This window comes from Mesorhizobium hunchu, assembly GCF_040081975.1.
Taxonomy (GTDB): domain Bacteria; phylum Pseudomonadota; class Alphaproteobacteria; order Rhizobiales; family Rhizobiaceae; genus Mesorhizobium; species Mesorhizobium hunchu.
Map to the genome: position 1 here is coordinate 414,829 of NZ_JBEBMG010000001.1, position 21,863 is coordinate 436,691.

The window sequence follows — 21,863 nt, forward strand, 5'->3', positions numbered from 1 at the left end:
CCTGATTTGTCTCGCCGGAGCACCCCCACCCCTGACCCCTCCCCACAAGGGGGAGGGGGATGCTGGCGGCTCGGTGCGATTCGCTTTCGTGTCCAATCGAGACGGGGAAGCGGCGCAGGAAAGTCCCCCTCCCCCTTGTGGGGAGGGGTCAGGGGTGGGGGTGCTGCTAGCGTGTCTTTGCCTTCGCGTTCCGTTCCGGAGCCGAATCGATGAGTCGCTCCAAAAACCTTTCCGAAGAGGACCGTGTACTCTGGAGCCTGGTGGCGCGCACTGCCACACCGCTGGAGGGCAGGGCGCCGCCCATCCTGCCCGAGGCGCCATCGCAGCCAGCGCCCGAAGCACCGTCGGCGGCGCCATACGTCGCCGCCGCCAAGCCGAAGACGTCTTCCGTGTCGCATGTGCTCGACCGGCCGACGCTCGACAAGCTCGCCAAGGGCCGCATGCCGATCGAGGCCCGAGTCGACCTGCATGGCATGACGCAGGACGAAGCCTATTCGCTGCTCTATTCCTTCCTTCACCGTGCCCATGCTGGCGGCCTTCGTTACGTGATGGTGATCACCGGCAAGGGATCGTCTTCTGGCGGCGACGGCGTGCTGCGGCGTTCGGTGCCGGCCTGGCTGTCCACGCCGGCCTTCAGGCCGCTGGTGTCGAGCCACGACCACGCCGCGCGCCACCACGGCGGCGCCGGCGCGCTCTATGTGCGGCTGCGGCGCGTCCGCACATGACGGCCCTGTCATGAGGAGACGGCCATGAGGAGACGACCGTGACGCCGTTCGGGGAAAGGCTCAGGGTCCTGCGTGCCGAGCGCGGGGTGAGCCAGAAGGAGATGGCGGCTGCCATCGGCGTCAGTCCGGCCTATCTTTCCGCGCTTGAGCATGGCCGTCGCGGCGTGCCGAGCTGGACGCTGATCCAGAAGATGATCGGCTATTTCAACATCATCTGGGACGAGGCGGAGGATTTGCAGCGCCTGGCGGAATCCTCGCATCCCCGCGTCAGGATCGACACGTCCGGCCTCTCGCCGGCGGCGACGGAACTCGCAAATGCGCTCGCCGAGACCATCGATAGGCTCGACGATGCACGTATAGCCGAGATCATGGCTGTGATCCGCAGGCGGTCGACCTAGACTGCCTGCGACGGTCGACCTGCTTCAGCCGGCCGATGAAAGATGCTGGGTCAGCATCAGCCGCAATTCCCCCAGCACCGCCTCGCGCATCCGCTTCTCGCCGCTCATGGTGATGGGAATGCGCATGAGTTGCGGCACGATGATTGCCAGTCGCTCGGCCTTTTCGTCAGGCACCGGAGGCACTGCGCCCGAAAACAGCGCGGCGATCTGCTGACGTCGCTGCAGCCGTATGGCTTTGCGCCAGGCGCCGTCTCCCGGCAGGTCGAGCAGCGCCGAATAGGCCGGATGGCGCGCCACGAAATCGCCCAGCGCCTCGAACAATCGGTCGGCGATCATCGATGCCGGCTCGCCCTCGCAGGCGTTGCGCAGGTCGTCCAGCATGGCAGAAAGCTCGTCGGCGTGGTCGGCCAGGATCGCCTGTGCCAGCGCGTCCTTGGTCGGGAAGAAAAGGTAGAGCGTGCCGATTGCGGCTCCCGCTTTCGCCGCGATCTCGGTCATGGTTGTTGCCACAAATCCCTTTTCGGCGAACAACTCCGCACCCGCCGCCCGGAGCGCGGCGACGCGCGCGCGTCCACGCTCCTGTCGCGGTGCGCGCGCTTGCGGCTTTTTTGCCCTTGCTTTTTCCGAGGCCATCCTCATATACCGTACCTGAGCCTATCCTCATATATCGTCTGACGTTTTGCCGCGCCAGCTTTTTAAGGCATCTCCATGCACGCCGACACTCGCGAACTTCGGAGCCATAAATGGATGGTTCTGAGCAACACCACGCTCGGTATGCTCGCCGCCGCGATCAATTCCTCTATCCTGCTGATCAGCCTGCCTGCGGTGTTTCGCGGCATCGGCCTCAAGGCGCTTGACCCCGGCAACATCAACTACCTTCTGTGGGCGATCATCGGCTACATGATCGCGACTGCCGTGCTGGTGGTGGCGTTCGGCCGCCTGGGCGATCAGTTCGGCCGGGCGCGCATGTACAATCTCGGCTTCGCCATCTTCACCCTGGCCTCCGTCGCGCTCAGTCTGCTGCCTGGCCAGGGCGATTTCGCCGCCTCCTATCTGGTCACCGTGCGCATTATCCAGGGTATCGGCGGTGCGCTGATCATGGCCAATTCCACGGCTTTGCTCACCGACGCGTTCCCCGAGAACGAGCGCGGCTTCGCGCTCGGCATCAACGTCGTCGCGGCGATCGGCGGCCAGTTCGTCGGCCTCCTGATCGGCGGCCTGCTCGCCGACACCAACTGGCGGCTGGTGTTCTGGATCAACGTGCCGTTCGGCCTCGTCGGCACGATCTGGTCCTACCTCAAGCTGCACGATGCGCCGGATCGCCGCAAACACACGATCGACTGGGCCGGCAACGTCACCTTCGGCGTCGGGCTGGTGACGATCCTCTCCGCCATCACCTACGGGCTTCAGCCCTATGGCGCGCAGACGATGGCCTGGACCAGCCCCAAGGTGCTTGTCCTCTTCGCCGTCGGGATCCTGTGCCTCATCGCTTTCGTCCTGATCGAGGGACACGTCGTCAAGCCGATGCTCGACCTGAAACTGTTCCGCATCCCGGCTTTCGCCTGGGGCAACGTCGCCAATCTCGCATCGGGCATCGCGCGCGGCGGGTTGCAGTTCATGCTGATCGTCTGGTTGCAAGGCATCTGGCTACCGCTGCACGGCTATTCCTTCGAGGAGACGCCGCTGTGGTCGGCCATCTTCATGCTGCCGCTCACCATCGGCTTCCTGATCGCCGGTCCGGTATCGGGCTATCTGTCCGACCGTTTCGGCGAGGTTCCCTTCGCCGTCGGCGGCATGGTCGCAGGCGCTGCGAGCTTCGTGGCGCTGATGCTCCTGCCGTCGGATTTTTCCTACATCGCCTTCGCGGCTCTGCTCTTCCTCAACGGTCTCGGCTCGGGCCTGTTCGTGGCGCCGAACTCGACGCAGATCATGAACTCGGTTCCCGCCGGCGAGCGCGGTCAGGCATCCGGCGTGCGCGCCACCACCACCAATGCCGGGCAGGTGCTGTCGATAGGCCTGTTCTTCTCGCTGATGCTTATCGGCCTCGCCGAATCGCTGCCGCACGCGATGGAAAGCGGACTGGTCGGCGAGCAGGTGCCGGCTGCTGTCGCGCATCAGATCGCCAACCTGCCCCCGGTGGCGAGCCTGTTCGCCGCCTTTCTCGGCTACAATCCGATGGGTGAGCTGATCCCGCCGGACGTGCTGGCGGCGCTGCCGGCGCAGAATGTCGCGACGCTGACCGGTCACGAATTCTTCCCCGGCCTGATGGCGGAGCCGTTCAAGCACGGCCTGCTGTTCGCCTTCACCTTCTCGGCGCTGCTCTATCTCCTGGCCGCCTTCGCTTCCTGGCGCGGCGGCGCGGATACGCGCAGGAAAACGACGGACGCCGAGCGCAAGCAGACATTCGCGCCGCGCGGGGCTTAAGGATCAGGCCGCCTCGCGTACCTGATAGTCCTTGAGCGTGGCGAAACGGATCGCCTTCCAGCGCTCGGCCTCGTAGTTCAGCGAGAACTCGTGCTGCGCGAGGAAGACTGGATCGCCATCGAGATCGCGGGCGATATCGCCGCGATGCGCTTCGACGAAGCGCGACAGATCGGCCTTGTCGTCGGCCGAGATCCAGCGGCAGACCGAGAAGCGCGACATCTCGAAATCGACCGGCAGATTGTATTCGACGTTGAGGCGCTCCTTGAGCACGTCGAGCTGTAGCGCGCCGACCACGCCGACGATGGCAGGCGAGCCGTCTTCCGGCGAGAAGAGCTGCACCACGCCTTCCTCGGCCATCTGCTGCAGCGCTTCCTTCAGCTTCTTGGCTTTCATCGCGTCGCCGAGGCGAACGCGGCGCAGGATTTCCGGCGCGAAGTTCGGCACGCCGCGGAACAGGATTTCCTCGCCCTCTGTCAGCGTGTCGCCGATTCTCAGCGTGCCGTGGTTGGGAATGCCGACCACGTCGCCGGCATAGGCCTCGTCGGCGGTGATGCGCGAGCGCGCGAAGAAGAATTGCGGCGCCGTCAGCGACATCGGCTTGCCGGTGCGTACCAGCTTGGCCTTCATGCCGCGCTGGAGCGTGCCCGAGCAGACCCGCACGAAGGCGATGCGGTCGCGGTGGTTGGGGTCCATGTTGGCCTGGATCTTGAAGACGAACGACGTCATCTTCTCCTCGGTGGCATGGATGGTGCGGCTGTCGCCTTCCTGGTCGCGTGGCGGCGGACCGAAGGCGCCGAGCGCCTCGATCAGGTCGCGGACACCGAAATTGCGCAGCGCCGAGCCAAAATAGACCGGGGTCAGGTGTCCCTCGAGGAAGGCGGCACGGTCGAACGGGCGGCAGGCCTCGCGCGCCAATTCCAGCTCTTCGATGAAGGTGGCGCGCTCGTTCTCCGGCAGGAGCCCGGCCACCTGCTCCGACTGCGGTCCGTTGACCTTGGTGCGCTCGACCTCGTCGTCGGAGTGGCGGATCGCATTCTCAGCCAGATGGTATGTACCTGAAAAGGTCTTGCCCTGCCCGATCGGCCAGGTCACAGGCGCGGTGTCGAGCGCCAGCTTCTCCTCGATCTCGTCGAGGATCTCGAACGGATTGCGCGCCTCGCGGTCCATCTTGTTGACGAAGGTGACGATCGGGATGTCGCGCAGCCGGCAGACCTCGAACAGCTTCAGCGTGCGCGGTTCGATGCCCTTGGCGGCGTCCAGCACCATGACGGCCGAGTCGACCGCCGAGAGCGTGCGGTAGGTGTCGTCGGCAAAATCCTCGTGACCGGGCGTGTCGAGCAGGTTGAAGACGTTGTCGCCATATTCGAAGGTCATCACCGAGGTGACGACCGAAATGCCGCGCTCTCGCTCGATCTTCATCCAGTCGGAGCGGGTCTGGATGCGGTCCTTTTTCGCCTTCACCTCGCCGGCGAGCTGGATGGCGCCGCCGAACAGCAGCAGCTTCTCCGTCAGCGTCGTCTTGCCGGCGTCCGGGTGGGCGATGATTGCGAAGGTGCGGCGGCGCGCGACCGCTTTTTTGATGTCTTCGGCCAAGATAGGGATTCCGTTCGAACAGCGCGCGCTTATAGCGGCGGCGCAACAGCCTGTCGATGTCTTTGGTCCGAGGCGGGAACCCGATCGGCCCTGCGCGCGCAAGCAGTCGCCATCGCCGTTCCGTTTGGCTAAGACATATTCATGGCAGCGAAGAAAATCATCGTCGTCGGCGCCGGCATCATCGGTGCCTCCATTGCATGGCATCTGACGAAGGCCGGCGCTAAGGTCACCTTGCTGAGCGAAGGCGAGCCGGGCGGCGTCGCTACGCCGAACACGTTCGCCTGGATCAATGCGAGCTGGGGCAATCCGCGCGCCTATTTCCAGTTGCGGACCCGGTCCATGCGCGAGTGGAGCCGGCTGGCGAAGGATCTGCCCGGCCTGCCGCTCGCCTGGACCGGCGGGCTGCTGTGGGACATGCCGAAAGCCGGGCTCGAAGCGTACTGCGCCGAGCATATGGCTTGGGGCTATGACATCCGGATGGTCGGGCCGGACGAGATGCGTCGCATCGAGCCGAATCTCGCCGGTGTGCCGGCGCTTGCCGTCCACGCCGTCGGGGAGGGCGCGGTCGAGCCGGTCCCGGCCGTCAGGGCGCTGATCGCCGATGCCGAACGGCTGGGTGCGGCGGTGCGCACCGGCGTTCACGTCATCGGGCTCACCAAGGCCGGTGGCGGAATCGCCGGCGTCGAAACGTCGGCCGGTTCGCTTGCCGCCGACGAGGTGGTGGTCGCCGCTGGCGCCACGACGCCGGCAATCGCCGCGACGGCGGGCATCGTGATTCCGCTGGAGACGCCGCCCGGCCTCATCGTCCACTCGAAGCCGCATGGCAGGCTGCTCAACGGCCTCGTGATGGCGGACCGGCTGCATATGCGCCAGACGCAAGAGGGGCGCATCATCGCCGGCTCGGATTTCGGCGGCAGCGACCCGGGGTCCGACCCGCATGCGGCGGCGCGCGATCTGTTCGCGACGTTGCAGGCAAGCCTGCGCGGCGGCGATCGGCTCGAGTTCGATTTCCACACCGTCGGCCATCGGCCGACGCCGACCGACGGGTTTCCGATCGTCGGCCGGGCGGAGGATATGGCCGGCCTTTATCTCGCCGTCATGCACTCCGGCATGACGCTGGCGCCGGCCGTGGGCCTGTTCGCGTCGGGAGAACTCCTGAAGGGCGAGGAAGAGCCGTTGCTCGCGCCCTATCGCCTGGCCCGGTTCAGGCGCTGAGCGCTGTCCGCTCAGGCGTTGCGTCGAACGCCGGCGCGAACGGGCGAACGGCCATCCCCTGTCGGCTCAACGTCACGAAGCTCGATGGCGGGATGGCCTGCCAGTCGCAGCCTTCCCTGTCGAACGGTTCGGAAACCAGGCAGCGGCCGTCCGGCAGCGCCGAGGCATAGAGGGTCGGTGCAGCGGCATGGGTGGTGTAGCGTACGGCATGAAGCGCCGAACCATCGGCCAGCGCCGCCGTCAGTTTGAGCGACGGCTCGATGCCGGCGCGTCGCTGCGCGGCGATTACCCGGCTGGCGGCACGCTCCATCGCGCCGTATGGATCGCTTTCCAGTCCTTCATGCACCATGGTCAGGAAGAGCAGCTCCGAGTCGGTCGTGCCTTCGAGGCGGTCGTAGAGATCGTCGGCGAGACCGGCATCCAGCGCGCGCCTGATCTTCTCGAAGCCGCCGATTTGCCCGTTGTGCATGAAGGCGAAGTGGCCGAGCACGAAGGGATGGCAATTCATGCGGCTGGTCGCGCCACCGGTAGAGGCGCGTACATGCGCAAGGAACAGGGGCGACCGGATCTGGCGGCACAGGCTCTTGAGGTTCGGGTCCGACCAAGCCGGCAATATGTCGCGATAGAGGCCGGGCTCCCCGCGCTCGCCATACCAGGCGACGCCGAAGCCGTCGCCATTGGTCGGCGTCTTCGCCTCCAGCGCGTGGTGGCTCTGCTCGATCAGCGAATGGCAGGGCGCGGTGACGAGGGTCTCGAGGAAAACCGGCTCGCCTATATAGGCCGCCCATCGGCACATCGTGGTCGTCTCCGCACTGTCGCTGGCGCACAAATCTCCATGATTATGGGTAAAAAAGGGTGAACGGCGCCGTTGGCCGGCGCTTTGCTCCCAAGTCCGTCCTTTCTCTTATAAATCCCGGCCGGAAAAACCGTTGAAAGCGGGTAAGGGAGATTGACCCCGGCGTCCGGACGTCCGATAGGATCGCGCCATGCCGTCTTCCTCGCAAAATCCTTCCGTCATTGGGCCGGTCGTCGGTTTCGTGCGTCTTCCGCATGGCGAGGGCCTGCCGCTGCCCGCTTATGAAAGCGCCGGCGCCGCCGGCATGGACCTGCGCGCCGCCGTTCCCGAGGACCGCCCGCTGCTCATCCTGCCCGGCCGCCGGGCGCTGGCGCCGACCGGACTGGTCATGGAGATACCCGAAGGCATGGAAGGCCAGGTGCGGCCGCGCTCCGGGCTTGCCTTCAAGCACGGCGTCACCTGTCTCAACACGCCGGGCACGGTCGACAGCGACTATCGCGGCGAGGTCAAGGTGCTGCTGGTCAATCTCGGCGACGAGGATTTCATTGTCACTCGCGGCATGCGCATTGCCCAGATCGTCTTCGCGCCGGTGGTGCAGGTGAGGAGCGAGGAGCGCAGCCTGGCCGGGGCTACGGATCGCGGAGCCGGCGGTTTCGGCTCGACGGGCACCGCGTGACGGCCGCGCCGGTGCGGACGCCTGGCCTCGTCATCTTCGACTGTGACGGCGTGCTGGTCGATACCGAGAACATCGCCAACGAGCGGCTGGCGGCCTGGCTGACCGAAGCCGGACACCCGGTGACGTTCGAGCACTGCCGCCGGCATTTTTCAGGGCGCAGCATGGTGGCGGTGCAACAGGAGGTCGAGGCGGCCGGCGTGAGTCTCGGCGCCGACTTCGTCGAGCGGTGGAATGCCGGGCTGCCGGACCTCTTTGCCGGCCGCGTCGAGATGGTTCCTCATGTCGATACCTTTGTCGGCTCGGTCCGTGACGCCGGGATTCCCTACTGCGTGGCCTCCTCGGCGCGCGTGGCGAAGATGCACATCACGCTGGGCGCAACCGGCCTGCTGCCGTTGTTCGAGCATGTCCTGTTCTCCGCCACCATGGTCGGCCGGGCCAAACCGTTTCCGGATCTGTTTCTCCATGCCGCCGAGCGCATGGGCGTATCGGCGGCCGATTGCATCGTCGTGGAGGACAGCGTCGCCGGCACCCGGGCCGGGATCGCGGCGGGCATGCGCGTGTTCTCCTATTGCGGCGATCCGCACACCGACCGGGACGGTCTCGAACGGGCCGGCGGTATCCTGTTCGACGATATGCGCGCGCTCGCTGCGCTCGTTCCGATCGCGCCGCGCGTCGACTGACAAGGGCGCCGTCGCCCTCGCATGAGGGTTCTGGTGGTGATGCCGCAATGGCAACGCGCAGGCGGCTCGCTCTATGGGGCGTAGTCGCCCACCTTACCATCCTGCGGGCGGGCGTTCGGGGCGCTCCTGTGCGACGGCCGCGTCCAACAGGCCCATGTCGCGCAGCAGATGCGGCGACACCCGTCTCGGATCGAGACGGGTCACCTTGCCTTTCGGTGGATCGAGCAGGCGATCCAGCAGCCGGGCGAACCAGGAGCGGCGCGTCTCGAAAGCCGGTCCGGTCTGTGCCGTGGTCATGATCGTCAACCTCCTCTATGCTGGATAGGATTGATGGGTCGACGGGATAGTTCGTCTCGAAACGCCGGCTTTTCCAATCAAACGTCGATCATGATCCATAAGGTGTGCTTATGCCTGATCTCAGTCCGCCACGAACCTCCGCCCTGCCGCCGCTCGCGGCGATCCGGGTGTTCGAGGCCGCCGCTCGGCATCTGTCCTTCACCGCCGCCGCGACCGAACTCGGTATGACGCAGGCTGCGGTCAGCTATCAGATCAAGGTGCTGGAGGAGCGCGTCGGCGCGCCGCTGTTTCTGCGTAACCCACGCCAGGTGGAACTGACCGAGGCGGGGCAGCGACTGGCGCCGAAGGTCGCCGAGGCCTTCACGCTGCTCATCGAAGCCTATGGCGCGGCGCGCAGCGGAGCCGGCGGCGTGCTGACGGTCTCGACCCTCCTGACCTTCGCGGCGAACTGGCTGGCCCAGCATCTCGGTCTGTTCCAGCTCGCGCATCCCGCGCTCGCGGTGCGCGTCGACACGTCCAACCGCGTCGTCGATTTCGCGCGCGAGGATATCGATATCGCCATCCGCTCCGGCGGCGGCAAATGGCCCGGCATGGAGGCGCACATGCTGTTCCGCGCCGATTTCACGCCTGTGCTCAGCCCGGCGCTCGCCGCCAGCATCGGCGGCGTGAAGGAACCGGCCGACCTGTTGAGATTGCCGATCCTCGATCCTGGCGACATTTGGTGGAAACAGTGGTTCGAGGCCGCCGGCGTCAACGCCGACGGCCTGGCCGAGCGGCCCGGCACGTCTATGGGCGCCCAGGCTTACGAGGCCAACGCGGCGATCGCGGGCCAAGGCGTGGCGATCGTGACGCGGGCCTTGTTCAAGGTCGAGCTCGGCGATGGCCGGCTGATCCAGCCCTTCGACCTGGTCGGCGACGACGGTCACGCCTATTGGCTGGTCTACCCGACGGCACGGCGCAATGTTCCCAAGATCCGCGTCTTCCGCGAATGGATCCTGGCCGAGGTGAAAAGCTCGCTCGGCGGTTAGGGTCCCGGCCCGACGACCGCGCCCGAGTCGCATCGTCGCTGATATTCCCCATTTCCTGCCTGTTCTGTGCGTGTCGATTCCGGCGGATGCGAAGCTGCGATCCGTTCCCACGTGCAATTTGCGGGCGCACTTCGTCATTTCTGCTGCAGCGCAGCAACGAAAGCGGCTTGACATAATTCACGGCAAGTGAGTAATTGCTCATCACCAAAGCAAATGCTCAACTTGGTCTTCGGAGGACTTCGATGAAATTCCACACGCTCGCATTGGGCCTGTGCGCAAGCGCTCTCGCGTTCGCCGCGCATGCCGAATCCATCACCATCGCCACCGTCAATAATGGCGACATGGTCCGCATGCAGAAGTTGACGGACGACTTCACCAAGAAGAATCCGGACATCCAGTTGAACTGGGTGACCCTTGAAGAGAACGTGCTGCGCGAGCGCGTCACCACCGATATCGCCACCAAGGGCGGCCAGTACGACGTCATCACCATCGGCAACTACGAGGTTCCGATCTGGGCCAAGCAGAACTGGCTCCTCGCGCTCGACAATCTGGGGTCCGACTACGACGTCGACGATCTGCTACCCGCGATCCGCGGCGGCCTGTCGGTCGACGGCAAGCTCTATGCCGCGCCCTTCTATGGCGAATCCGCGATGATCATGTATCGCACCGATCTGTTCGAGAAGGCGGGCCTGAAGATGCCCGATTCCCCGACCTGGGAGTTCATCGGCGACGCCGCCCGCAAGATCACCGACCGGTCCGCTGGTGTCAGCGGCATCTGCCTGCGCGGCAAGGCAGGCTGGGGCGAGAACATGGCCTTCCTGACGGCGCTGGACAATTCCTTCGGCGGTCGCTGGTTCGACGAGAACTGGAAGCCGCAGTTCGACCAGCCGGAATGGAAGGATTCCCTGCAGTTCTACGTCGACCTGATGAAGGATGCCGGCCCCGAGGGCGCCTCCTCCAACGGCTTCAACGAGAACCTGACGCTGTTCCAGCAGGGCAAGTGCGGCATGTGGATCGACGCCACGGTCGCAGCCTCCTTCGTCTCCGATCCGAAGAATTCCACCGTGGCCGACAAGGTCGGCTTCGCCATCTTCCCGAGCAAGGAAGGCGTAAACAACCACGGCAACTGGCTGTGGTCCTGGAACCTGGCGATCCCGGCTTCCTCGCAGAAGGCGGAAGCTGCGGAGAAGTTCGTGTCCTGGGCGACCAGCAAGGGCTATACCGAGCTCGTCGCTTCCAAGGAAGGCTGGGCCGCGGCTCCTCCCGGAACCCGCACCTCGCTCTACACCAATCCCGAATACCAGAAGGCCGCGCCTTTCGCCAAGCCGACGCTGGCGGCCATGCAGGCGGCCGACATCACCAAGCCGAGCGTGAAGCCGGTGCCGTATACCGGCGGCCAGTTCGTCGCCATTCCCGAGTTCCAGGGCCTCGGCACCACTGTCGGCCAGCTCTTCTCGGCGGCGCTCGCCGGCCAGATGAGCGTCGACGACGCGCTCAAGCAGGCGCAGGACGCCGCCAACTCGACGATGCAGGAAGGCGGATATCTCCAATAAGGCAACCTCCCGGTGCCTTGGCCGTCCGGATCCCAGTCCGGGCGGCCACCTTCAGACTTCCGGGACCGATTGAAGGACAATCCGTTCGGCCGTTCGATAGGGAGTGACTGCCATGGCGACGAGGCAGACCAGTTCGCTTGCGCGCTTCATGATGGCGCCCTCGGTCATCCTCCTGCTTGTCTGGATGATCGTGCCGCTGGCGATGACGCTGTGGTATTCGTTCCAGCAGAAGAATCCGCTGAACCCGATCCGTGACGGCTTCATTGGCTTCGCCAACTACGCGCTGTTCTTCCACAATCCCGCTTTCATCACCGCGATCCTCAACACGCTGATCATCGTCGTGGCGGTGCTGGCCATCACCATCGTCGGCGGAATCCTTCTGGCGCTGCTGCTCGACCAGCCCATGTGGGGCCAGGGCATCGTGCGCATCCTGGTCATCTCCCCCTTCTTCGTCATGCCGCCGGTCGCGGCGCTGGTGTGGAAGAACATGATCATGCACCCCGGCTACGGCGTCTTCGCCGACATAGCGCGATTTTTCGGCGCCCGGCCGATCGACTGGTTCGCAGACCTGCCGCTCACCTCCATCATCATCATCGTCGCCTGGCAGTGGCTGCCCTTCGCCACTCTGATCCTGCTCACCTCGCTGCAGTCGCTCGACGGCGAGCAGAAGGAGGCGGCGGAGATGGACGGCGCCGGCTTCCTTGCCCGCTTCTGGTATCTGACGCTGCCGCATCTGTCGCGCGCGATCACCGTGGTGGTGCTGATCCAGACGATCTTCCTACTGTCGGTCTATGCCGAGATCCTCGTGACCACCAATGGCGGACCGGGCTACGCGTCCACCAACCTGCCTTTCCTCGTCTACCAGAAGGCCCTGCTCGAATTCAAAATCGGCCAGGCGTCTGCCGGCGGCATCATCGCCGTCATCCTCGCCAACATCGTTGCCTTCTTCGCCATGCGCGCGGTCGGCAAGAATCTGGACAAGTAGGGAGGCAGACATGGCGCGCACCGTTACCAACAGGCACAAGACAGTCGCGACGATAGCGGCCTGGATCGTCGCCCTGCTGATCTTCTTTCCGATCCTCTACACGATCATCACCTCCTTCAAGACGGAGCAGGAGGCGATTCAGGGCTTCAGCCTGATCCCCTCGGGGACGCTGCAGAGCTACGCCGACGTCCAGTCGCAGAGCGGCTATTTCAAGTTCTTCCTGAACTCCGTCATCCTGTCGGTCGGATCCACCATCCTCGCCCTGATCGTGGCGATCCCGGCGGCATGGTCGATGGCGTTCTCGCCGACCCGGCGCACCAAGGACATTCTCATGTGGATGCTGTCCACCAAGATGATGCCGGCGGTCGCGGTGCTGTTTCCGATCTACATCATCTTCCGCGACTGGGGACTGCTCGACAGCCGCATCGGGCTGACGATCATGCTGATGCTGATCAACCTGCCGATCGTGGTGTGGATGCTCTACACCTACTTCCGCGAGATTCCCGGCGAGATCCTGGAGGCGGCGCGCATGGACGGCGCCACGCTGTGGGGCGAGATCGTTTACGTGCTCACCCCGATGGCCGTTCCGGGCATCGCCTCGACCATGCTGCTCAACATCATCCTCGCCTGGAACGAGGCGTTCTGGACCATCCGCCTGACCACCATCAACGCGGCGCCGCTGACCGCCTTCATCACCGCCTTCTCCAGCCCGCAGGGGCTGTTCTGGGCAAAGCTTTCCGCCGCCTCGACTCTGGCCATCGCACCGATCCTGATCCTGGGCTGGTTCAGCCAGAAGCAACTGGTGCGCGGCCTGACCTTCGGCGCGGTCAAGTGATTGGCGGCGCGGTGCAATAGCGTGCGAAACGCCGGGGCGCGAAGCCCCCGGCAGCAGCGATTTTCCGGGAGGGAATCATGGGCAACATCGTCCTGAAAAACGTTCACAAGTCGTTCGGCGCGACGACCATCATTCCCGACATCGACCTCGATATCGCCGATGGCGAGTTCGTGGTCTTCGTTGGCCCGTCCGGCTGCGGCAAGTCGACCCTGCTGCGCCTGATCGCGGGGCTGGAGGACTTGACCAGCGGCACGATCATGATCGACGGCCGCGACGTCACCAACGAGGCGCCGGCGAAGCGCAAGCTCGCGATGGTGTTCCAGTCCTACGCGCTCTATCCGCACATGACGGTGGCCAAGAACATCGCCTTCCCGCTCAAGATGGCCGGCGAGAAGCAGGAGGTGATCGACCAGAAGGTGAAGGACGCCGCCCGCGTGCTCAACCTGACCAACTATCTCGAGCGCCGGCCGGGCCAGCTCTCCGGCGGCCAGCGCCAGCGCGTCGCCATCGGCCGCGCCATCGTGCGCCAGCCGAGCGCCTTCCTGTTCGACGAGCCGCTGTCGAACCTCGACGCCGCGCTGCGCGGCACCATGCGACTGGAGATTTCCGAACTGCACCAGCAGCTCAAGACGACGATGGTATACGTCACTCACGACCAGGTCGAGGCGATGACCATGGCCGACAAGATCGTGGTGCTCAACGCCGGCAACATCGAGCAGGTCGGCTCGCCGCTGGAGCTTTACCGCAGCCCCAGCAACCTGTTCGTCGCCGGCTTCATCGGCTCGCCGCGCATGAATTTCATCGACGGCGAGCCGGCGCGCAAGCGCGACGCCGCGCGGATCGGCGTCCGCCCGGAACATGTCGCCATCTCCACCACTGCCGGTGAATGGAAAGGCGTCGTCGGCGTCGCCGAGCATCTCGGCTCTGACACGTTCCTTCACATTCATACCGACGACCAGGGAACCATCAATGTGCGTGTCGACGGCGAGCTTGCCGTCGCCGAGGGGGACACCGTCTACCTGACGCCCGATGCCAAGCGGCTCCACCGCTTCGACGAACAGGGCAAGGCGCTCCGGTAGGGTCGCCATGCAGCCGCAAGGCAGATCGGCTCCGGCCGCCGGTCCAGAACCCGGTTCCGCCTCTCGCCGGCGGCAGGTCGGGCAAGGGCCGAATAAGGGAGTGCCCGAAGCAATGATGGCGGCCAATGGATGGGCCGAAGCGGGACGGCCGCCTCGTCTTCTCCAGTTCATGGTGAGGCTGCAAACGGGTGCCACAACGACCCGAAAGGTGAATGGGAAGGCATATCGAAAATGACCACGAAACTCTCGCTGTCCAGCCTGCCTTCCCTCCCCTCCCAGGTGGCCAGGCCGAAATACGAGCGTGCGGCGCTCAAGGGCGGCATCGTTCATTTCGGTGTCGGCAACTTCCACCGCGCCCACCAGGCCGTCTATCTTGACGACCTGTTCAATCTCGGCCTCGGCCATGACTGGGCGCTGGTCGGTGCCGGCGTTTTCGAGGGCGAGAAGAAGGGCCGCGCCGTCCTTGAGGCGCAGGACTGGCTGACCACGGTCGTCGAGCAGGACGAAGGCCACATGGCCGCGCGCGTCACCGGATCGATGGTGGATTTCGTCACGCCGGGCGATGCCGCGGCCATCATTGACAGGCTGGCCGCTCCGGACATCAGGATCGTTTCGATGACCATCACCGAAGGCGGCTATTTCATCGATCCGGCGTCGGGTCATTTCAATCCGGCGCATCCCGAGATCGTCGCGGACGCGCAAGACATCGCAGCGCCGAAGACCGTGTTCGGCCTGATTCTGGCGGGCCTGATGCGCCGGCGCGCCGATGGCATCGTTCCTTTCACCGTCATGTCCTGCGACAACATCCCGCATAATGGCCGCGTCACCGCAGAGGCGATCGGCGGCCTGGCCGAGCTTGTCGACGAGGATCTCGCCGTCTGGGTGCGCGACAACGTGGCCTTCCCGAACTCGATGGTCGATCGCATCACGCCGGCCACCAGCGACCGCGAACGGAAAATCCTCGCCGACGAGTTCGGCGTCGAGGACGCCTGGCCGGTCTTCTGCGAGCCCTTCCGGCAATGGGTGCTGGAAGACCGTTTCACCGACGGCCGGCCGCCGCTGGAAAAGGTCGGCGTGCAGTTCGTCGACGACGTCTCGCCCTGGGAGCTGATGAAGATCCGCATCCTCAACGGCGGCCATGCCGTCATTGCCTATCCGGCCGGGCTGATGGACATCCATTTCGTCCACGAAGCGATGCAGGAGCCGCTGGTGCGCGCCTTCCTGGAAAAGGTCGAGCGCGACGAGATCATTCCAGTGGTGCCGCCGGTGCCGAACACAAGCCTGGAGGGTTATTTCAAGCTCATCGACCAGCGCTTCTCAAATCCAAGGATCGGCGACACGGTGCGCCGGCTCTGTCTCGACGGCTCCAACCGCCAGCCGAAATTCATCATCCCCACCATCGCGGATCGGCTGAAAGCGGGCAAAAGCACGCTCGGGCTTGCGCTGGAATCGGCGCTTTGGTGCCGCTACTGCTTCGGCACCACGGATTCGGGCGCCGTGATCGAACCGAACGATCCGAACTGGGACCGCATGCAGGCGACTGCCGCCAAGGCAAAGGACGATCCCGCCGCCTGGCTCGCCATGGAGGACATCTATGGCGAAGTCGGCCGTTCGCCGGCATTCGTCGAGGCCTTCTCCCATGCGCTGCGTATCCTGTGGGCGCACGGCGCGCGCGAGACGCTGACGCGCTATCTCGCCGGCAGGCTTTGAGCGCGGCGGTTCGCCGTGGGTCCCGATCTTCTGATCTTCGACTGCGACGGCGTGCTGGTCGATTCCGAGGCGCTGTCGATCGGCGCGCTGCTGGCGATGATCGGCCGCGCCGGCGGTGCCGTGGCCGAGGACGTGGCCCATGAACGCTTCCTCGGGCGCAGCATTGCCAGCGTCCGTGAAATCCTCGCCGCGGAGTTCGGCCTCGCGCTGTCCGACGCCGACCTGACCGGCATGCGCGTCGACCTGATGCGCCGCTTTCGTGAACAACTACGGCCGATGCCGGGTCTCGCCGAATCGCTCGCCGCGATCCCGTCCCGGCGCTGTGTGGCGTCGTCCGGTTCGCCTGACCGGATCCGCTATGCGCTGGAAGTTACCGGGCTGCTGCCGTTCTTCGAGCCGCATCTGTTCAGCGCCGGCATGGTGGAGCGGGGAAAGCCGGCGCCGGACGTTTTCCTCCATGCCGCTCGTGTCATGGGCGTCGCGCCCGAAGCCTGTCTCGTCATCGAGGACAGCCCGGCCGGCGTGACTGCCGCGCGTGCGGCCGGCATGCGGGTCTTCGGTTTCACGGGCGGCTCACATGCCTCGGGCGCGGCCTTTCCCGAACGGCTTGCGTCGAGTGGCCCTGACCTTATATTCGCTGACATGCTGCACCTGCCACGGCTGGTCGCGGCATTGGGAGCGAGAGAACAGGCATCTTGAACCAAACCTATGTTTGCGCGGTCGATGTCGGTACGGGAAGCGCCCGCGCCGGCATACTCGATCCGGCCGGCCGTCTGCTCGGCCGCGCGCATCGTCCGATCCTGCTGAACCAGCCGCGGCCGAATCACGCCGAACATGATTCGGAAAATATCTGGGCAGCCGTCTGCGCTGCGGTGCGGGACGCGCTTGCCGTGGCCAATGTCCCGCTGGGCTCGGTGGGCGGCATCTCCTTCGACGCAACCTGTTCCCTGGTCATGCGCGATGCCGACGGCAGGCAGGTCAGCGTGTCGACCACCGGCGAGAAACGCTGGGACACCGTCGTCTGGCTCGACCATCGCGCGCTCGCCCAGGCCGACGAATGCACCGCCACCGGCCATGCGGTGCTCGATTATATCGGCGGCGTCATGTCGCCGGAGATGCAGACGCCGAAGCTCATGTGGCTGAAGCGCAACCTCCCCGAAAGCTGGCGCGCGGCCGCTCATCTGTTCGATCTCGCCGATTTCCTCACCTGGAAGGCGTCCGGCTCGCTGGCGCGCTCGCAATGCACGCTGACCGCCAAGTGGACTTATCTCGCGCATGAGCGTGACGGCTGGCGGCGCGACTTCTTCGAGCGCGTCGGCCTCGACGACCTGTTCGAACACGCCGCTCTGCCGGACAGGGCAAGCCCGGTCGGCGCAGATCTCGGCCCGCTCCTGCCTGAGGCGGCGGAGGCTCTCGGACTGACGACGGGCTGCCGCGTCGGCGCCGGCCTGATCGACGCCTATGCCGGCGCGCTGGGCGTTCTGGGCGCCTTCGCCAGCGATGCCGCCAGCATCAGCCGTCACTTGGCACTGATCGCAGGCACATCGAGCTGCGTCATGGCGATGTCGCCCGACCCGCAGCCTTTCGCGGGCGTCTGGGGCCCCTATTTCGGCGTCGCGCTGCCCGGCTTGTGGCTGTCGGAGGGCGGCCAGTCGGCGACCGGAGCGCTGCTCGACCATATCATTCGCGTGCACGCCGCCGGCGGCGAGCCCGATGCCGCCATGCACACGCGCATCGCGGCGCGCATCGGCGAACTGCGTGCGGCCGAAGGCGACGGTTTCGCGGCGCGGCTGCATGTTCTGCCGGATTTCCACGGCAACCGCTCGCCGCTCGCCGATCCGCATGCCGTCGGCGTCGTCAGCGGACTGACGCTCGATTCCTCCTTCGACAGCCTGTGCAGGCTCTACTGGCGAACGGCGGTGGCCATCGCGCTGGGCGTGCGCCATGTCCTCGAGGCGCTCAACGAGAACGGCTACGTGATCGACACGCTCCACATCACCGGTGGCCATACCCGCAATCCACTCCTGATGGAGCTTTACGCCGATGCGACCGGCTGCGCCGTCGTCGAGCCGCTGACCGACGAGGCGGTGCTGCTCGGCACCGGCATGGTCGCGGCCACGGCCGCGGGCCTGTTCCCCGGCCTCGACGCCGCTTGCGCGGCCATGCGGCAGGACGGCCGGACGCGTCGGCCCGACGCGGCCGCCGCCGCTGGTTTCGAGCGCGACTACCGGGTGTTCCTGGAAATGCATCGGCATCGCAAGGCGCTCGACGCCATTACCTGACGGCCGACCGGCCCGTTGCACCCACGCCACGCTCCGGCATAAAGCGCGTTAACCAAATGGACGGCTGAACCGCGCTAGGCTAGGGTCCGCCATCTCACGCAACGCCCGTCAGCCAGTGTCAGCCCTCCCCGCGCCTTTCCGCTCCTTCCTTGCCATCCTCGCCCTGGTCGTCTTCGCGGCCGGCTGCACCACGGCGCCGCCCGCCGACGTGCTGGCTGTACCTGCAGCGCCGCAGAAATACGCCGCCATCGTCGTTGACGCGCGCACCGGCAGGCAGCTCTTCGAGGTCAATTCGACGGCGCCGCGCTATCCGGCCTCGCTGACCAAGATGATGACGCTCTATCTGCTGTTCGAAGCGCTCGATTCCGGCCGCGTCACCAAGGAGACGCTGATTCCGGTGTCCGCTCATGCCGCGTCGCAGCCGCCGACCAAGCTGCGCTTCCGGCCCGGCGAGACGATCGACGTCGATTCGGCCATCCGCGCGTTGACCGTGAAGTCGGCGAACGACGTCGCCGTGGCGATCGGTGAGTATCTCGGCGGCAGCGAGGAGCAGTTCGCCGCCATGATGACGGCCAAGGCGCGCCGGATCGGCATGCGCAACACCGTCTTCCGCAATGCTTCGGGTCTGCCGGACGACGGTCTGGTCCAGCACACCACGGCGCGCGACATGGCCGTGCTCGGCATGGCGCTGCGCCAGCGCTTCCCGCAATATTATTACTATTTTTCCGCCAAAGATTTCATGTTCCGCGGCAGGCTGGTGAAGGGCCATAACGACATGCTCGGCCGCGTGCCCGGCGTCGACGGCATCAAGACCGGCTATATCCGCGCCTCCGGCTTCAACATCGTCACCTCCTACAGCCTGAACGGCCGCCAGATCGTCGTCGTCGTGATGGGCGCCGACAGCGCCCGTCAGCGCAACGCCCACGCCGAGGCGCTGCTGCGGCGCGCGCTGTCGTCCTCGCCCGGCGATCCCCGTCTGGTTTTCGCCGACCAACCGACAGAGCCAACAGAGTCGCTCCCGGGTCTTTGACCGCTTTTCATCGGGCCATGGCTCGCGACATGGTGATCGGCGCGTGAGTCCCGCCATGCTGGCTCCCGTGCCTCTCCTGCTCTAAATGAGCTTCGGCTTGGAGTTGCAGGAACCGCACGATATGGTTGCATCGACGGAAGCGCCTGGCGCACCGGGGATAGACCCCCGCTGGACGTCGAGCGCCAAGACGGGTGTCGGCACGGCGCTGACGCGCGAAAGCCCCGTCTGGTTCACGCTCAGCCACGGCATCCTCAACGAAGTCTACTATCCCGACCTCGACTGCGCCTGCATCCGCGACTTCGGCCTGATCGTTACCGGGCCGAAGGACTATTTCGCCGAGGAAAAGCGTCATGCCGGCCATGCCATCGAACCCTTCGAAACAGGAGTCCCGGCCTATCGGCTGACCAACACCGCGCTCGACGGATGCTGGCGCATCGACAAGCGGGTCCTGTCGGATCCGGCCCGGCCCGTCGTCCTGCAGGAGATATGCTTCTCGGCCTTGAAGGGCGACTCCGGCGACTACCGGGTCTATGCATTGCTGGCGCCGCATCTGGTCAACGCCGGAAAGCACAACGACGCCTGGATCGGCGAGCATGCCGGCCGCACGATCCTGTTCGCCGCAGGCCGCGGCACGGTGCTGGCGCTCGCCTCCTCCCTGCCCTGGCGCGTTTGCTCGGCTGGTTATGTCGGCGCTTCGGACGGCTGGCAGCAGCTTTACCACGAGGGCCGTCTTGATCGCGGCTGGCGGCGCGCGGGCGACGGCAACGTCGCGCTGACCGGCGAGATCGGCTTTTCGGAAGGTGTCGGCACGGCGCTGCTGGCGCTCGGCTTCGGCGACGACGCCGGCAAGGCAGCGGACGCGGCGCTGGCCAGTCTCGACACCGGTTTCGAAGGGGCGTCGCGGCGCTATCTGCGCGGCTGGCGGAACTGGCAGAAGCGCCTCGCGCCGCTGGACGAGGTCGGCGCGCCGGGCGCCTATCGCGTCTCCATGGCGGTGCTCGCTGCGCACCTGTCGCGCACGACCCCGGGCGCGGCGGTCGCCAGCCTGTCGGTGCCGTGGGGTTTCTCCAAAGGTGACGACGATCTCGGCGGCTACCATCTGGTATGGCCGCGCGACCTGGTCGAGACGGCCGGCGGGCTGGTCGCGGCCGGCGATCTCGATGCAGCGCTGACGGTACTCTACTACCTTCGCTCGCTGCAGCGGCCCGACGGAAGCTGGCCGCAGAATGCCTGGATCGACGGCAGGACCTATTGGAACGGCATCCAGATGGACGAATGCGCCTTCCCGATCCTGCTGGCCGATCTGCTGCGCCGCAAGGACGGGCTGGACCGGCGGGGACTGGCGCCCTTCATGCCGATGATCCGTCGGGCGGCGTCTTATCTCGTCGCCAATGGTCCGGTGACCGGCGAGGATCGCTGGGAGGAGGATCCGGGCTACAGCCCTTTCACGCTGGCGGTCGAGATCGCGGCGCTGCTCGCGGCCGCCGACCTCTTCGACCTCGACGGTGACCCTGAGGCCGCCCGCTACCTGCGCGAGACGGCGGATTGCTGGAACGATCAGGTCGAGCGCTGGACCTATGTCGAAGGCACGGAACTGTGCGCGCGGCTGGGCGTGGACGGTTACCATGTGCGCATCGCCCCGCCGGACGACGCCAGCGCCGCCTCGCCGAAGGACGGCTTCGTGCCGATCAAGAACCGGCCGCCCTGTCAGTCCAGCCTGCCGGCGCGGCAGGTTGTGAGCCCGGACGCGCTGGCGCTGGTCCGTTTCGGGCTGAGGGCGCCTGACGATCCGCGCATCCTCGGCACCGTGCGCGTCGTCGACGCCACGCTGCGCTGTCCGTTGCCGCAGGGACCGCTCTGGTATCGCTACACGGACGACGGCTATGGCGAACACGCCGATGGCGCACCCTTCGACGGCAGCGGCCAGGGCAGGCCGTGGCCGCTGCTCGCCGGTGAGCGCGCGCATTACGAACTGGCTGCCGGGCGTCCTGACGAGGCGCGCAGGCTGCTGGCGGCGCTGGAAGGCTCGGCCGGGCAGGGCGGCCTGATCCCCGAGCAGGTCTGGGACGGACCGGACATGCCCGAGCGCGAGCTGTCGCGCGGCCGGCCTTCCGGCAGCGCCATGCCGCTGGTGTGGGCGCATGCCGAGCACGTCAAGCTGCTGCGGTCGCTGGCCGACGGCACCGTCTTCGACAGGCCGCCGCAAGGCGTCGCGCGCTACATTGCGGAAAAGACGACCTCGCCGCTGCGCATCTGGCGCTTCAACCACAAGATCCGCTCGCTTCCGGCCGGAAAGCTGTTGCGCATCGAGACCTCCGCCCGCGCCCGCATCCACTGGAGCGCCGACGACTGGACGACCACGCAGGACGTCGAGACCGCGGAAAACGCCTTCGGCGTCCATCTCGTCGATCTGCCGGTTGCGGACAGGCGGGATGGCGCAATAATCTTCACATTCTTCTGGCTTGATGCCGGCCACTGGGAGACCATCGATTTTACCGTCGCGATCGAGCCGCCGGCGGCGGACGAAGAGCGGCGCTAACCAAATCCTTTCACCAGC

Annotated in this window: 20 protein-coding genes; 16 read left to right on the forward strand and 4 right to left on the reverse strand. The window is 66.1% G+C overall.

The window, feature by feature from the left end; all coding sequences use genetic code 11:
- Positions 1–209: 209 nt before the first annotated feature.
- Entirely contained in the window at positions 210–725 is a 516-nt protein-coding gene (locus ABMA46_RS02065; protein ID WP_348997613.1) for a Smr/MutS family protein, read from the forward strand.
- Between the two features lie 38 nt (positions 726–763).
- Complete coding sequence (locus tag ABMA46_RS02070) at positions 764–1,123, forward strand: helix-turn-helix domain-containing protein (RefSeq protein WP_348997614.1); 360 nt, start codon at positions 764–766, stop codon at positions 1,121–1,123.
- A gap of 24 nt (positions 1,124–1,147) precedes the next feature.
- On the opposite strand, the gene ABMA46_RS02075 is transcribed toward ABMA46_RS02070, so the two are convergent.
- A complete protein-coding gene (locus tag ABMA46_RS02075; protein ID WP_348997615.1) occupies positions 1,148–1,762 on the reverse strand; it encodes a TetR/AcrR family transcriptional regulator in 615 nt (204 codons plus the stop codon).
- A gap of 108 nt (positions 1,763–1,870) precedes the next feature.
- Here ABMA46_RS02075 and ABMA46_RS02080 point away from each other — a divergent pair, with 108 nt between their 5' ends.
- Positions 1,871–3,547, forward strand: coding sequence for an MFS transporter (locus ABMA46_RS02080; RefSeq protein WP_348997616.1), 1,677 nt, complete (start codon positions 1,871–1,873; stop codon positions 3,545–3,547).
- A gap of 3 nt (positions 3,548–3,550) precedes the next feature.
- Here ABMA46_RS02080 and ABMA46_RS02085 read toward each other — a convergent pair whose 3' ends face one another.
- Positions 3,551–5,140 (reverse strand): peptide chain release factor 3, encoded by a 1,590-nt coding sequence (locus tag ABMA46_RS02085; RefSeq protein WP_348997617.1) that lies wholly within the window; start codon positions 5,138–5,140, stop codon positions 3,551–3,553.
- Positions 5,141–5,281: 141 nt separating this feature from the next.
- On the opposite strand from ABMA46_RS02085, the gene ABMA46_RS02090 reads away from it, so the two are divergent.
- On the forward strand, positions 5,282–6,355 hold the full coding sequence (locus tag ABMA46_RS02090) for an NAD(P)/FAD-dependent oxidoreductase (RefSeq protein ID WP_348997618.1): 1,074 nt from the start codon (positions 5,282–5,284) through the stop codon (positions 6,353–6,355).
- On the opposite strand, the gene ABMA46_RS02095 is transcribed toward ABMA46_RS02090, so the two are convergent.
- Positions 6,345–7,151: a class II glutamine amidotransferase gene (locus ABMA46_RS02095; protein ID WP_348997619.1), complete on the reverse strand. Its 807-nt coding sequence runs from the start codon at positions 7,149–7,151 to the stop codon at positions 6,345–6,347. The two genes, ABMA46_RS02090 and ABMA46_RS02095, sit on opposite strands and share 11 nt — an antisense overlap.
- Positions 7,152–7,341: 190 nt before the next feature.
- Here ABMA46_RS02095 and dut point away from each other — a divergent pair, with 190 nt between their 5' ends.
- Together dut and ABMA46_RS02105 are read left to right on the forward strand one after the other, a co-directional pair.
- On the forward strand, positions 7,342–7,827 hold the full coding sequence (gene dut / locus ABMA46_RS02100; protein WP_348997620.1) for a dUTP diphosphatase: 486 nt from the start codon (positions 7,342–7,344) through the stop codon (positions 7,825–7,827).
- Between the two features lie 11 nt (positions 7,828–7,838).
- Complete coding sequence (locus ABMA46_RS02105; protein ID WP_348997924.1) at positions 7,839–8,507, forward strand: HAD family hydrolase; 669 nt, start codon at positions 7,839–7,841, stop codon at positions 8,505–8,507.
- Positions 8,508–8,600: 93 nt separating this feature from the next.
- On the opposite strand, the gene ABMA46_RS02110 is transcribed toward ABMA46_RS02105, so the two are convergent.
- Positions 8,601–8,804, reverse strand: coding sequence for a hypothetical protein (locus ABMA46_RS02110; RefSeq protein WP_348997621.1), 204 nt, complete (start codon positions 8,802–8,804; stop codon positions 8,601–8,603).
- A gap of 110 nt (positions 8,805–8,914) precedes the next feature.
- Between ABMA46_RS02110 and gcvA the strand changes: the two genes are divergently transcribed.
- The 10 genes from gcvA (at position 8,915) to ABMA46_RS02160 (ending at position 21,845) form a co-directional block, all read left to right on the forward strand.
- Entirely contained in the window at positions 8,915–9,832 is a 918-nt protein-coding gene (gene gcvA, locus ABMA46_RS02115) for a transcriptional regulator GcvA (protein ID WP_348997622.1), read from the forward strand.
- A gap of 242 nt (positions 9,833–10,074) precedes the next feature.
- A complete protein-coding gene (locus ABMA46_RS02120) occupies positions 10,075–11,385 on the forward strand; it encodes an ABC transporter substrate-binding protein (protein WP_348997623.1) in 1,311 nt (436 codons plus the stop codon).
- Positions 11,386–11,497: 112 nt separating this feature from the next.
- On the forward strand, positions 11,498–12,370 hold the full coding sequence (locus ABMA46_RS02125; protein ID WP_348997624.1) for a carbohydrate ABC transporter permease: 873 nt from the start codon (positions 11,498–11,500) through the stop codon (positions 12,368–12,370).
- A 10-nt stretch (positions 12,371–12,380) separates the two neighbouring features.
- Positions 12,381–13,205: a carbohydrate ABC transporter permease gene (locus ABMA46_RS02130; protein WP_348997625.1), complete on the forward strand. Its 825-nt coding sequence runs from the start codon at positions 12,381–12,383 to the stop codon at positions 13,203–13,205.
- A 77-nt stretch (positions 13,206–13,282) separates the two neighbouring features.
- Positions 13,283–14,284 (forward strand): ABC transporter ATP-binding protein, encoded by a 1,002-nt coding sequence (locus tag ABMA46_RS02135; RefSeq protein ID WP_348997626.1) that lies wholly within the window; start codon positions 13,283–13,285, stop codon positions 14,282–14,284.
- A 231-nt stretch (positions 14,285–14,515) separates the two neighbouring features.
- Positions 14,516–15,994, forward strand: a complete 1,479-nt coding sequence (locus ABMA46_RS02140; RefSeq protein ID WP_348997627.1) for a mannitol dehydrogenase family protein — start codon at positions 14,516–14,518, stop codon at positions 15,992–15,994.
- Positions 15,995–16,009: 15 nt separating this feature from the next.
- A complete protein-coding gene (locus ABMA46_RS02145; protein ID WP_348997628.1) occupies positions 16,010–16,693 on the forward strand; it encodes an HAD family hydrolase in 684 nt (227 codons plus the stop codon).
- The gene (locus tag ABMA46_RS02150; RefSeq protein WP_348997629.1) at positions 16,690–18,276 is read left to right on the forward strand and encodes an FGGY-family carbohydrate kinase; all 1,587 of its coding nucleotides are present in this window, start codon (positions 16,690–16,692) and stop codon (positions 18,274–18,276) included. Before ABMA46_RS02145 ends, ABMA46_RS02150 begins: the two co-directional genes overlap by 4 nt.
- A 115-nt stretch (positions 18,277–18,391) precedes the next feature.
- A complete protein-coding gene (locus ABMA46_RS02155; protein WP_348997630.1) occupies positions 18,392–19,306 on the forward strand; it encodes a D-alanyl-D-alanine carboxypeptidase family protein in 915 nt (304 codons plus the stop codon).
- 121 nt (positions 19,307–19,427) lie between these two features.
- Positions 19,428–21,845, forward strand: a complete 2,418-nt coding sequence (locus tag ABMA46_RS02160; RefSeq protein WP_348997631.1) for a glucan 1,4-alpha-glucosidase — start codon at positions 19,428–19,430, stop codon at positions 21,843–21,845.
- Positions 21,846–21,863: the final 18 nt, after the last annotated feature.

Coding starts and splice junctions, on each gene's coding strand:
- ABMA46_RS02065 (WP_348997613.1), top strand. CDS start 210: ATGAGTCGCTCCAAAAACCTTTCCGAAGAGGACCGTGTACTCTGGAGC.
- ABMA46_RS02075 (WP_348997615.1), bottom strand. CDS start 1,762: ATGAGGATGGCCTCGGAAAAAGCAAGGGCAAAAAAGCCGCAAGCGCGC.
- ABMA46_RS02080 (WP_348997616.1), top strand. CDS start 1,871: ATGGTTCTGAGCAACACCACGCTCGGTATGCTCGCCGCCGCGATCAAT.
- ABMA46_RS02090 (WP_348997618.1), top strand. CDS start 5,282: ATGGCAGCGAAGAAAATCATCGTCGTCGGCGCCGGCATCATCGGTGCC.
- ABMA46_RS02095 (WP_348997619.1), bottom strand. CDS start 7,151: ATGTGCCGATGGGCGGCCTATATAGGCGAGCCGGTTTTCCTCGAGACC.
- dut (WP_348997620.1), top strand. CDS start 7,342: ATGCCGTCTTCCTCGCAAAATCCTTCCGTCATTGGGCCGGTCGTCGGT.
- ABMA46_RS02110 (WP_348997621.1), bottom strand. CDS start 8,804: ATGACCACGGCACAGACCGGACCGGCTTTCGAGACGCGCCGCTCCTGG.
- gcvA (WP_348997622.1), top strand. CDS start 8,915: ATGCCTGATCTCAGTCCGCCACGAACCTCCGCCCTGCCGCCGCTCGCG.
- ABMA46_RS02120 (WP_348997623.1), top strand. CDS start 10,075: ATGAAATTCCACACGCTCGCATTGGGCCTGTGCGCAAGCGCTCTCGCG.
- ABMA46_RS02125 (WP_348997624.1), top strand. CDS start 11,498: ATGGCGACGAGGCAGACCAGTTCGCTTGCGCGCTTCATGATGGCGCCC.
- ABMA46_RS02130 (WP_348997625.1), top strand. CDS start 12,381: ATGGCGCGCACCGTTACCAACAGGCACAAGACAGTCGCGACGATAGCG.
- ABMA46_RS02135 (WP_348997626.1), top strand. CDS start 13,283: ATGGGCAACATCGTCCTGAAAAACGTTCACAAGTCGTTCGGCGCGACG.
- ABMA46_RS02140 (WP_348997627.1), top strand. CDS start 14,516: ATGACCACGAAACTCTCGCTGTCCAGCCTGCCTTCCCTCCCCTCCCAG.
- ABMA46_RS02160 (WP_348997631.1), top strand. CDS start 19,428: ATGGTTGCATCGACGGAAGCGCCTGGCGCACCGGGGATAGACCCCCGC.